The following is a 12007-nucleotide window of genomic DNA, read 5'->3' on the forward strand; positions in this document are numbered from 1 at the left end:
TGCTCCTTATCCGCGAGGCGCAGCGGTTGATTCGGCTTTCACCAGCGCAGGTGATTTAGCAGAAACCGGTGGATTGGAGGCTTCGATTGCCTGGCGTTTTTGCGTCAGGATCGCCACGACTTCAGGGCTGGCCATTGGCGCATCCTCAGGACTGATCACCGCACCGGGACGTACGCGCTGCAGGCCGTTGATGACGATACGATCCTCTTTTTGCAGACCACTGCGCACGATGCGCAAGCCTTCCAGTTTCGGTCCGAGATCGACGCTGCGATACACGGCTTTGTTGTCCTGATCGACCACCAGCACGAATTTCTTGCCGAGGTCGGTGCCTACCGCTTCGTCTTTGATCAGCAGGCCGGGATAGGCGGCGCTGCCCACCAGTTTCAACCGTGCATACAGACCGGGGGTGTACTGGCCGTCTGCGTTATCGAACACCGCGCGACCACGGATGGTGCCGGTTTTCGGGTTGACCTGGTTGTCGACAAAGTTCATCTGCCCGAGGTGACTGTTGCCCTCCTCGTTCGACAAGCCCATGTACACCGGCGTGGCTTGACCGCGCTGCCCCTGGCGGGAAAGTTGGCTGTACTTGAGGAACATGCGTTCGTCTGCGTCGAAATAGGCATAGACCTTGTCGGTGGAGACCACGCTGGTCAGCGGTGTGGTGTCGGCGGTCACGATGTTGCCAGCGGTGATTTCCGCCCGGCTGACGCGGCCGCTGATCGGTGCAGTGACGCGGGTGAAACTGAGGTTCAAGCGCGCCAGGTCCAACTGCGCCTGAATGGCATCGACCCCGGCCCGGGCTTCCTGCGCGGTGGTGGTGCGGGTGTCGGCCAGCTCGGCAGAGATCGCGTTACTGCTCAACAAGCGCTGGCCCCGCTGCGCTTCGTTGCCGGTGCGGACCAGGGTGGCGCGCGCCTGTTGCAGCTGCGCCTCGATGCGATGCACTTCGTGTTCGAACGGGCGTGGGTCAATCTGGAACAGCAAATCGCCCTTCTTCACCAGCGCGCCGTCGTTAAAGGCTACGCGATCAATCTGCCCGGTTACCCGAGGACGAACCTCGACGGTTTCCGGCGCTTCCAGGCGGGCGGTGACTTCGTCCCATTCGGTAATGGGTTGCTCCAGCACCTTGGCCACGGTGACGTGCGGCGCACCCGGCGCCTGGGCGGCATTGGGTGTGCGTTCACACGCGGTAAGCACTACCAGCGCCAGTGCAGCAAGGGGATAACGCAAAGGTTTGAGTGACTGTTCCATAGGTAGTGTCCGCCAGACGGTTTGGGAATTTCCGGATTCTCGGCGTCGCGCGAGGTCGCGACGAATTGAACGGAGTGAAGTTGGCTATCACCAATAATGATGACCATCATGTTTAAGGGTAAAAAAGGATCGATCCCGCTTAAACCTTGGTATTGGTGAGCACGGTACAAACGGAATCCAGCGCCGGCCCCAACGCCTGCGCAGCATTCAACGCTCGCTTAGTGGGCACCATCCGGCGACCGATGCGCTCGAACAAAGGGTCGTTGAACAGCTTGCGCAAACGCACCAGCGCCGCGCTGACCGCAGGCTGGCCCAGCGATAATTGCTTCGCGGCGCGGGTGAGATTACGTTCCTGGATGAGCGCCTCGAACACCACCAACAGGTTCAGATCGATACCGCGCAGATCATTACGATTCATGAGTCCGGTCCACGTAGAGATTTTCAACTTGAGTCACAGGCTCGGGATCCGACAGACTTGCGTCGATTCGGGCAAAGCCATTGCAACGACCTTATATGACGACCATAATAAATACCAGCCTCTCAGCGACGCTTTTCCCAAGTGCAATCGACTGGGCTACAGGAGCAGTCTCATGAAAGTCACAAAAGACCAGGCCGCCGCGAACAAAGAAGCGATCCTCACGGCTGCGTCCCGGCTGTATCGGGAAAAGGGCATCGATGGCATCGGCATTGGTGAACTGTCGCGCTCCGTGGGCCTGACCCATGGCGGCTTCTACGGACAGTTTCCGGGCGGCAAGGAACAACTAGCCTCAGAGGCCGTCAGTCGGACGTTCGAGTCCAATATCCAGGACTGGCAAAACGCCAAATCCATTCCCGAACTGATCAAGGGTTACTTGACGCAAGCGCATCTTGATAACTGGACCGAGGGCTGCCCTATCCCCGCGCTGGGCGCCGACGTGGCCCGCACGGGTGGGACCGTCAGTGTTTCCTTCACCAAAGGCGTCGAACGCTTGATCGAAACGTTGATGGCGTTGGTCGATGGGGAAAGCCATGACGAGAAGTATCTGGAATCGCTGCGCATCCTGTCATCGATCGCAGGGGCCATGCTGATTGCCAGGGCGTTGAACAAGCCTGAGTTATCCGAGCAGTTTCTGCAGTCGGTGATCAGTGCTTGGCCTACTGCTCCCGCACCAAAAGAACGGGCTGCGTAGCGCCATTCAAATTTTTCATACGGGGACAAACTAAAACCATCCTCAGCCCTGATCGAAGATTCTCGCGAAACACCTCTGAAACGAGGGCGTCTGATCGACTAGCGGCAGATTAAGTTAGATGGCTCGGCAACTACTTGGGTGGGCTGGATTGCAGTATCACCTGCTGGACTGCACTGCCGAACAATCCAATGACGACGCTGAGTCCATTGGCATAAACGACAATGGGAAACTGGTAGAGATACAAGCCCCTAAAGCTCTGACTATTTACAACGCTTAGGTCAACTCGCCATTTCGGGAGAAGCGTTGTGCGTATTCAGTAGGGCTAACCCCAAGACGTCGCACAAATGCATTTCTTAGGACATCCACGCTGTGGTAACCACAGCGACGCGCGACTTCTGATATCGACTGCCCTCCAAGCTCAAGTTCTCTACAGGCTGCTTCCACCCTAACGTCCTCGACGTACTTTGCCGGCGAAGTTTGCAGCTCTTGCTGGAACATGCGTAATAACGTCCTGATGCTTGTGGAGAGCCTGCCGGCCAGTGCTTCGACTGACAGTTCCGAATTTAAATTTTCCCTGATCCACTGGCATAGCTCACCCAGATTCGTACCGGGTACATCCTGCGACCGACTGGTGACACTGAACTGCGCCTGTCCACCAGGACGCCGCAAGAACAGGAGCAGGTTTTTCGCAATGTCCAAAGCGACGTCATCGCCTAAATCCTCGCTGACCAATGCCAGCGCAAGATCGATCCCGGCGGATGTGCCAGCCGACGTGTACACATTACCGTCTTTGACCCAGATCAGATCTGGATCAACCTGCACATTTGGATAGCGCTCAGCCAGCGCGCGCGTCATCTGCCAATGCGTCGTGGCCTTACGCCCCTCTAGGACTCCTGCCTCGGCAAGTGCGAACGCACCTACACTTATCGAACACAGGCGCCTCACCGTCGTCTCGGACTGCGAGCCAATCCAAGTGATAGCCGCCTCATCAAGCTGACCCATTACTTCCCAGCCCGCAGCCACGATCAACGTGTCGATTGCTTTGTTTTCGAGGCGCTCTTGCGCAAGCGTCCTGTGCGCAGTGAGTTTGAAGCCAGTGCTGTTCTCCAGATGTTCATTAGCATCCGAACAAACCAACTCAAGTACGTAGGGGGCATCCTCCCGGTCGTACAGACTATTCGCAAAGGCGAACACATCTGCGGGTCCAACCACGTCGAGCGCATCTATGGGCGGCATAGCCAAAATCACCACTCGTTTTTGCGTCCGACCTACAGTTGGATGAGTTGCATTGGTCTTTTTCTTCACGGCCCGCTCCCGCCTTTGTCATGGGCGCATATTGGCACAAATCGTTGTAAATAGTTAATATTGCCAAACTGAAAGACACGTAAACATCTGGCGACTTCATTTTCTAGGAGCAAAATTCGAGTGACCGGCATTTTTCGACACCGTACCAGTGACCGAACGAGCCTAGACGAATGAGTGTTTTGGTAAGTCGCCGCCAGGTTATTGCAGGCTTAGGAGTATTGAGTCTCAGCCTACTGGCCGGCTGCGATTCTGGAGGTAGGCCGCTGTACAAGTACGGCAAGGATCTGAGTGATCAGATACTTGGGCGCACATTCAAGTTAACGGATACCGACGGCTATGAGACGTCGCTCTCAAGCTTTCGCGGCATGATGCCAATGGTGATATTTGGCTTTACCAAATCCCCTTCGATCGTCCCCACTGCCTTGGCTCGCGCGGCAGAAATCAAAAAGATGATGGGCAAAGACGGTGAGCGTTTCCAGCTTGTATTTGTCACCTTAGACCCCGAACGGGATACGCCGGCGATATTGGATGCCTACGTCAAATCCTTTGATCCGTCATTTGTCGCCCTTTACGGCACGCCGAAGGAAACGGCCGCCACCGCGAAAGAGTTCAATGTCGTCTACGAGAAAATTTCCAGCGGATCGACGTACACACTGTCTCACTCAACCACCAGCTTTGTTTATGACTACAGGGGAACGCTGCGGCTCGGTCTTTCTCAATCGCTTTCTGCACAAGAGTGCGCGGAAGACTTGCTGAACCTCATGGAGATCTGCGAATGATCCGGCGCTCCCATCGATAGATAAACGTTTGGAAGCGCAACCGTCGAAACTGGAAGGCATGACGATTAAAGCCGCCACGCTTTAGAGCGTCCGGGCCTCGAAGCGCATGGCTCACAGGTAGTTTTTCCTTCAGGGCGTTCACCTGCCTGAACCCTGAACCCTGAATGAAAAAGACCAGACTGACGCAGGTGATTTTGGCTTGGTCGCTAGGTTTTGGACGAAAAGTGCCTGCGTGACAATCATGCTGCGTTAAAAACAGGCTCGGAATACCCATTTACAACCCGTAAACTCCGCTTAAACGCCCGTTAGGCCTTGCCTGATCGCCGCTCGGTTTCGCACAATCACTGAGGGTATGCGCGTAACATTGACCCGGAGCGTTTCAGCTTTGCCGAACAAATCTACTAACGGACTACCCGGATACCGGGGATTTGAGTATCAGATCGAAGCAACCGTTTGGGTCGCGCTTCACTTGATGCTCGAGGCAAAGCGCTGCGACGCCATAGATGTTGAACCTCAGAGTGCCGAGGATCTGGAGCTTGCCATCAATGCTGACGAGTCCAGTTCGTCAGTGACTTTATCTGTGAGTTCTACTAGGCGCTTGGTGCTGCAGTTCAAAACTCGTAGTACAGCGCCATGGACCAAGGATGCGTTGAGTGACGTAGTGGGTAATGGTCGACCCCGTGAACGCAAGGGAAGTGGTCCAGCACCCCGTATACGTGCCTTGGAAATGTTGATCCAGCGTCTCGACACGACTTATGTGCTCGTGACGGATGCGGGCGTGGACTCCGCCATATTCCATCTCGTTACTCCGTCGCTGCTTGACAGTAGTGCTAACAGGAACCCCATTGGTCTCCTGGACAATAAGCTGAAGTCATGCGCCCCCGCGCTGCTGGGTCGCCTGGCGATCTTGCCTGCAGTCACCCGAGAGCTTATCGCTTTCCGGACTAAGGATCTTATGTCGCGTGTTGGTAAAGTGCCGCATGTTTTGCTCGATAAGTGCTTGGTGTCACTCAAATCGCAAATTAGAAAGCGGTTGCTGGGCGATCTTGCCGGTGGATTCGCTTTGGCGGAGCTGGAATCAACGCTTAAAACCTGCGGAGGAGTACTCGATAACGACCCCATACTTGGTTACTTTCCGCCAGACGAAGTGGCACACCTCGAGGCGCTCCTCTCGGAGCGAAACGTACTGGTGCTGGTCGGGCCTCCAGGCATGGGTAAATCTTCACTGGCTTCGTATCTAGTCCGACTCCATCGTCGCTACGACGTGCCGTTCATAATTCATTATGAGCGAACCTCGCCCGGCGAAATCGAGCGTCGAATGCAGGAGCCTGGCCCCGCTCTGTTTGTCATCTCCGATCCTTGGGGGGTCAGCGACAACAGGGGGCGCAGTGACATGACGCATGATTTGTCACGGATCATCAGTACAGCGAGCGCAGATAAAAGGTTCATCATCACATCTCGTAATGATGTGTATGACGACGTCGATTTGATGACGCAGCAGCAACTTGAGCGGTTCGTAGTACCACTTTCTCTGGAAAGTTATACGGAGCGAACGTTGTGGGACATCGTTACGTACCGCCTCTCGAAGCAGCCCTCAGCCTTACACGTTGCGCAAGGGTTTCGGTTGCAAATCCTTTCGGAGTTAAGAAGCCCCGCTGAACTCGACCTCTTCGGAACGCTGCTTTCCGAGACCGCCCATGACACCTTGGAAGCATGGGCGGAGGCATTGAGGGATCTGCTTTTTGAGGATCAACCATGGACGGCGATGCACTCTGCGGACAGTGATGTCATGGACTTAATAAAACGTGCCGGCAGCGTGGTATCAGGCCGATACGCTAAGGAAATCCTGTCAGAGTGGATGGCGGGCCACACGGCCTATGTGGCTGCCAGTTGGGTTTTGTTTGAGTCGTTTGAGCATTTGGATGAGTCCGAATTCATACAATTACTTGAGTCGGTGAAGGCGCTTTCGAAAGGACGGCCTCCACGACAATTCGTCGCGTTCCTCAAGAAAAACAAAATTGTGGAGGATCGGGACGGACAGTTGATCATTCACTCCCTTAGCCTGGGAGGCATGCGTGATCTGCTCGACTCTTCGAGGCATGACGCACTGCTGGCAATTGAAAAAGTTGTCCTTCATTACGTGGCTTGGATGTCGGGGGCGGACGAAATGAATAGCTTGGGTCATGCCTTGCGCGTTCTGGAGACGTGGGATAAGTGGAACGTTGGATCGGTCGTCGGTTTTCAAGAGACGATTGCGTCGATTGATGGCTTCTTGGAGAGGAAGTGCCTGGCGAGTGTTGGTGAGGCGTTCCGGGATGCTGTGTTCATGGCTGGTTGGTGGAAGTTGTCTAACAGCAAAATGGTGCAATTCGCCGGCTCGTGGAGAGCCCGAGAATCAAGTTCGAAATGGTACCCACCGGATCTCTCGCCGAACTTCATTCACGACCTTGTCACCTCTGGCGATGCCGCCAAGTTCCTTCCACTATTTGTGAGTGAGGTGATGCCAAATACGCCGGTCCACTACGGCCAAGATGTTCAAGCATTCGTCGCATACATCTGTCAATTCCAGGTGGATCTCGGGCCTGCGGCCCGCTCTGCACTGGATCTGATGTACTACAGATTGACCGTTGATGATGGCAGCGGTAGTTATCTTGACCCAGATATCGATCTTAATCTCAAGCCGTTGAAGGCTTTGTTTAACAGTTGTACAGGCGAGCACTACCCTGAACTTCCCGGCCCAACTCCTCATTGGGAGTTGTGATTGCTGACGAGGCACGGTCGTGCTGGGTGTGGCGTGAGTGTAAGGTTCTTCATCCGTTTGAGCTTACCAAACTCCCTACCACTCGGCTTCCCGCTCCGCATTCCTGACAAGCCTTTGCAGGCGCACCGCCGCCTGCAATTGGGTTTCCAACGGATGATCGAACAACAGCGCCCGGGCTAAGTTGGCGAGTTGCAGCGGGCCGTCGCACACCCGCTGCGCCGCGTGATTGACGTAATATCGGCGAACAAGCGTATCGCGAGCCTCAGCAAGTCGTTACACCGAAGTCCGGTACAACACCGGCTGTAAGGTCACACGCCAGGGTAGATGCATCTGATTGCGCTGATGACATTTGAGTATGTCGCTCGATAAGCCGCTTGGTAATCTGGGTTGGCGACCCATGGGAATGCATGATCCGGTTTGTAGAGTATGGCGTTTAACGTGTCTGGTAGAGCGTTGGCGAACGCGCTCACATAGACCGGGTTGACCTTGCTGAACCGGGCAAGTGAATCGTCCTGGCCGTGCTGGGCAAGAATGCTGAGCAGACCGATTTCGGTCATGAGTAGGTAGGATAGGTATCTGATCGTTTCTCGCGCTTTTTCCCTGTCTCTAGTTTCTGTGCTCGTGGGGAGACCTGCGTACATTCCACGTTTGTCGGCCCCGGCGCCGCTATTGATCATGCTGTCCTTGATCAGCAGCTCCAGATCTGGAAGTGCAGCGAGATTTAAAAGGTTATCGAGCTGGGAAAGAACAAGTTTGATACGGTGGGCATGCTGCTCATCCATGCGTCCGGGTTCTTCGCGTAGCAATCGGACCTCATTGAATACGGCCGCGCTGAATTGTGTGAGGCAAGCCTGCGCTTGCATGATTTGGCGAGTGCTTTCGTGTAGCGCCTCTTGAACCCTTACCTGCAGTTGGAGGTTAGTCAGCACCAGGCTATCGGTCTCATTTAGAAATTTCGACAGCGGGAGCGTCTCATCCATTATGGAGATGCTCATGCTTTCCAAGTCAGTATCCGGGGGCAATTGGGGGAACAATGAGTCTGCTGTGATGTTTTGCCAGTCCGGGCGCTGGCACCGCCTGTGAAGATCAAGGGGCAGTACTTTATGGTCTGGAAGCTCGCTCAAGGGTAAACCGACAATGCGGTAAGCCTGGGCAACCAATCTCGAACAGAACTGAGTGACATCGCCAGCACCGCCCGCGCCGAAGTATGTGGTGAAGTCATACTGTTGCTTAAGGTAGTGGATGCCCGCTTCAGCGATTCTCTTTGCAGTTTCCTCAGAAACACCGGAATTTCGATAGATCTCGTAGGTACTGTCCTTGAACTTCAGTGCGTCGGAGACGACCTGGAGTGTGACCTCTGTGCCGTCGGCGTGAATGATGATGCCATCCCCAGCGCCAAGCATCACATGCGAGAACTTGGGGAGGATCGGTTTCAGGCTGATCTTGTCGGTAGTGCGAAGGCTTGCCAGGATGCGTTGACCTTGGATGTTGCCCCATTGGAGTATCGCATCGACTCCTGACGTACGAGGAAGAACAAAGATGATGTCTCCCGCCCGCACTGCCATGTGGTTGAATTGTTCATCCTGATTGTTATCGACTTGATGCATATCGAGGTCACCGCGGGTTGATAAGGTTGAGCATGACGGATGGGCTATCAGAGGCGCGTCTTGGTGGCTGTCGGTAAGACGTCACGCCCCCCCCCCGCCGCACTTTTATTCGGAAAGTTCCTGTGTAGGGACATGCATGTTGAAAACAGGCTCAGAATGCTCACGAGGAATCAGTGAACTCCGGTCCTAGCTTCTCTTTTATTTGCCTAATCCCCCGTTCGGCTACTTTTCGTGCCAACCCTAAATACGACTTTTCGCTAGTTCAGGAATCTGTAGATCTCTCTTCGCGACGCATATTTACAACGTGCTGTCGATTGTAAAGCTGATAGGCAAGTGCCTGCTTTCGGCCGTTCATTGGCGGTCACTCCCGCGAAAAGTGCAGGGTCGAATCCGACGCAAATGACTGGTCAGATCGAATGCAAAACAGTGGGCAATTCTGCGCAATTACCCATTGATCAATCCTAGATCCGATTGACGCTAAACCGTTGGCGATACTCGCCAGGGGTCAATCCAGTAACTCTGATAAATATCTTGCGAAAAGCGCCGGGGTCGCTGTAGCCAACCTCCCACGCAATTGCCTCGATCGGCAACGTACTGAATTGCAACATCTCACGCGCGCGCCCAACTCGCAGCCTCTGGCAATAATCGATGGCGGTGAAGCCCGTGGCCTTGCGAAAACGCCGCAAAAACGTTCTTTCTTCCAGGCCGGAGCGCAGAACCAGCGACGCAAGGGCCGTATCTTTCGCACCCGTCGCCTGTAGCCAATGTTGGACTTTCAGAACCGGGGCGTCGCCATGAGTCAGGTTTGGAGAAAAAGCACTGTAGTAGCGCTGCTCTCGGCCGGGCGGATCTACCAGCAAATAATGTGCGGTTTCCGCCATGATGACCGGCCCTAGAAAACGGTCGACCAACTTCAAACCAAGATCAATCCACGCCATCAGCCCTCCTGCACTGATGATATCTCCGTCATCGATTACAAGACGGTCGATATCAAGATTCGCATCGGGGAACCTTTGCCGAAACAAGTCGGCATGGTCCCAGTGCGTGGTGACCGACCGCCCCGCCAGCAGACCGGTTTCTGCCAACAGGAACGCTCCTCCGCAGACAGAACACAACGTCGTTCCCGCCCGATGATGGCCGAGCAGCCAGTCAACAAACGGCGCGGCTTCCTCTGACGAGACCTGCGTACCCAAGCGAGGTGGCATCAGTAGCACCGTTGGGTTTCCACTGGCCTCCCCTGCCTTCTCATCGACTCTGACAGGTGTACCACCGGGTCCGTCAACCTGCCATTGGCTGACCTGCAGGAAAACGCCCGTCTCCTTGTAATGCTGCGCCGCAAAACGGTCCGCTACCCCGAATAGATCGATCAAACCATGCACGGCCGCAAGCTGTACGCCAGGGAAAAGGACGATGCCGATTTCAATTGTGAGCGGTCTGGCCATGTGTCGGTATTTACCCTGTTTATGTCGATATCGCCACGAGACACTATCATGCCTGCGAATCATCATGTCAAAAGTTTCACCACCAAACGAAAGGGGTAGGAGATGACAAACGAAGTAGCAACAGTCGCAACTCCAGAGTGGCGAATTGCAGGTGAATGGCTGGATGTCTGTTCGTGCAACTCACCGTGCCCATGCACGTTCGCTCAACCTCCCACAGGCAATCATTGCGAAGTGCTGTGGGCGTACCGAATCAATGAGGGTCACTACGGCCCGACACCGATGGCAGGTCTGAAGGTGGTCCTGCTCGCCAACTTCACCGGTAACCTTTGGGACGGCGCATGGTTGGATGCGGGCGTGTTCCTCGACGCTGCCGCCGACGATGCACAGCGAGCGGCCTTGGCAGCAATTTTCACCGGCCAGGCCGGCGGCTGGATGACACAATTCGTACCAACGCACGTGCGTGAACTCCGGGGCGTGGAGTTTGCAAAGATTTCGGTCGACATCGAGAGCACGCTCGAACACTGGCGGGTGACCGTCGATGACAAGGTCGAGGCGAGTGGGCAGGCCATGAAGGGGCCGACCTCCGATCCGACCAAGCTGCTGCAGAGCTTCAACCCACCCGGCAGTGAAGTCGGTCCCACCGACGCAGCTGTGACATGGGGCAAGAGCGTTGCGGGCCGTTGGAAGGCATTTGGGTTCGATCAAAACATCCCGGCCGGCCAAGCGAGTAAGCACATCCCGTTCGACTGGCACGGACCGGACGCACCATGATGAAATCGGTCCTCTCCGCTTCACGATCCGCAGCTTCTGCGCTCGGGCGGGGTCAAGCGGGCCTGGGCTGGACGATCGTTATCGTTGCGCTTAGCCTCGCCGCCTGGTTCGAAATGCTGGTGGTCATGGGTGACATGGATGAGGGGCCAGGAACCCCGTTACACGGCTTACCCACCTACCTTATTGGCTGGGTTGTCATGTTGACAGCAATGATGCTGCCATCGGAGCTCAACTACATTGCGGCGTTTGCCGCCATGCTGAAGTCCCGTGGAGGAAAATCACTCGCCCGAACGCGGCGCATGGCGTGCTTCATCGCGGGCTATGGCGTCGCCTGGATCGGCTACGGACTGGCGGCCTATCTGCTGGACTATGCGATTCGTGCCCTCAACCTCGAGTTTCTTGCGTGGTATAGCGCTGGTCCCTATTGGGCTGGCGCTGTTTTGATTATCGCGGGAATCTTCCAGGTCTCGGCTTTGAAAAATGTTTGCCTTACGGGATGCCGTTCGCCGCTGTCTTTTTTCGCTCAATATTGGCGAGGGGGCGATTTCGGGGCTGTTCTGATGGGCGCGCGACACGGCATGGTCTGTGTGGGCTGCTGTTGGGCGATGATGGCGGTGATGTTCGCTGTCGGCGTCATGAGTCCTAGCTGGATGGCATTGCTGACCCTGTTGATGTTCGCTGAAAAGGTACTGCCCGGTGGGCATAAGCTCGCGATTCCAATCGCCGTGTTCCTCGGAGCCATGGGGATCTGGATGGCGTTGTCACCCGACACAGTACCGTTTCTGAAAAACCCTATGACAGGCACCATTTGCAAGCCGCATGTGCACTGACTTACGGAGTGAATTCGTTTTTCGTAGTGGGGGGGGGGGGGCGGCTTTTTTTGCCCCCCCCCCCGTATTTTCTAAACCCGCCCCCACCCCCA

10 protein-coding genes are annotated in these 12007 nt (G+C 55.5%); 5 read left to right on the top strand and 5 right to left on the bottom strand.

Annotation, left to right across the window (positions count from 1 at the left end; all coding sequences use genetic code 11):
- Positions 1 to 6 precede the first annotated feature (6 nt).
- Positions 7 to 1251, bottom strand: coding sequence for a multidrug efflux RND transporter periplasmic adaptor subunit MexE (gene mexE, locus QMX86_RS18075; protein ID WP_008433966.1), 1245 nt, complete (start codon positions 1249 to 1251; stop codon positions 7 to 9).
- A 139-nt stretch (positions 1252 to 1390) separates the two neighbouring features.
- Entirely contained in the window at positions 1391 to 1669 is a 279-nt protein-coding gene (locus QMX86_RS18080) for a LysR family transcriptional regulator (protein ID WP_008433963.1), read from the bottom strand.
- 172 nt (positions 1670 to 1841) lie between these two features.
- On the opposite strand from QMX86_RS18080, the gene QMX86_RS18085 reads away from it, so the two are divergent.
- The gene (locus tag QMX86_RS18085; protein ID WP_008433961.1) at positions 1842 to 2420 is read left to right on the top strand and encodes a helix-turn-helix domain-containing protein; all 579 of its coding nucleotides are present in this window, start codon (positions 1842 to 1844) and stop codon (positions 2418 to 2420) included.
- A 273-nt stretch (positions 2421 to 2693) separates the two neighbouring features.
- Here QMX86_RS18085 and QMX86_RS18090 read toward each other — a convergent pair whose 3' ends face one another.
- The gene (locus tag QMX86_RS18090; protein WP_032899221.1) at positions 2694 to 3725 is read right to left on the bottom strand and encodes a helix-turn-helix domain-containing protein; all 1032 of its coding nucleotides are present in this window, start codon (positions 3723 to 3725) and stop codon (positions 2694 to 2696) included.
- Between the two features lie 170 nt (positions 3726 to 3895).
- Here QMX86_RS18090 and QMX86_RS18095 point away from each other — a divergent pair, with 170 nt between their 5' ends.
- Both QMX86_RS18095 and QMX86_RS18100 read left to right on the top strand, forming a co-directional pair.
- Positions 3896 to 4504: an SCO family protein gene (locus tag QMX86_RS18095; protein ID WP_008433956.1), complete on the top strand. Its 609-nt coding sequence runs from the start codon at positions 3896 to 3898 to the stop codon at positions 4502 to 4504.
- 352 nt (positions 4505 to 4856) lie between these two features.
- Positions 4857 to 7265 (top strand): ATP-binding protein, encoded by a 2409-nt coding sequence (locus QMX86_RS18100; protein ID WP_282390403.1) that lies wholly within the window; start codon positions 4857 to 4859, stop codon positions 7263 to 7265.
- Between the two features lie 308 nt (positions 7266 to 7573).
- On the opposite strand, the gene QMX86_RS18105 is transcribed toward QMX86_RS18100, so the two are convergent.
- Both QMX86_RS18105 and QMX86_RS18110 read right to left on the bottom strand, forming a co-directional pair.
- Positions 7574 to 8872 carry a YiiX/YebB-like N1pC/P60 family cysteine hydrolase gene (locus tag QMX86_RS18105; RefSeq protein WP_008433950.1) on the bottom strand — a complete coding sequence of 433 codons (1299 nt, stop codon included), beginning with the start codon at positions 8870 to 8872 and terminating at the stop codon, positions 7574 to 7576.
- A 461-nt stretch (positions 8873 to 9333) separates the two neighbouring features.
- The gene (locus tag QMX86_RS18110) at positions 9334 to 10314 is read right to left on the bottom strand and encodes a GlxA family transcriptional regulator (protein ID WP_008433949.1); all 981 of its coding nucleotides are present in this window, start codon (positions 10312 to 10314) and stop codon (positions 9334 to 9336) included.
- A 102-nt stretch (positions 10315 to 10416) separates the two neighbouring features.
- Between QMX86_RS18110 and QMX86_RS18115 the strand changes: the two genes are divergently transcribed.
- Both QMX86_RS18115 and QMX86_RS18120 read left to right on the top strand, forming a co-directional pair.
- Positions 10417 to 11085 (top strand): DUF1326 domain-containing protein, encoded by a 669-nt coding sequence (locus QMX86_RS18115; protein ID WP_238544230.1) that lies wholly within the window; start codon positions 10417 to 10419, stop codon positions 11083 to 11085.
- On the top strand, positions 11082 to 11915 hold the full coding sequence (locus QMX86_RS18120) for a DUF2182 domain-containing protein (RefSeq protein ID WP_008433946.1): 834 nt from the start codon (positions 11082 to 11084) through the stop codon (positions 11913 to 11915). The genes QMX86_RS18115 and QMX86_RS18120 overlap by 4 nt, the downstream gene beginning before the upstream one ends.
- The last annotated feature ends 92 nt before the right edge of the window (positions 11916 to 12007 follow it).

The organism is Pseudomonas sp. PS01270, assembly GCF_029959775.1.
GTDB lineage: Bacteria > Pseudomonadota > Gammaproteobacteria > Pseudomonadales > Pseudomonadaceae > Aquipseudomonas > Aquipseudomonas atacamensis.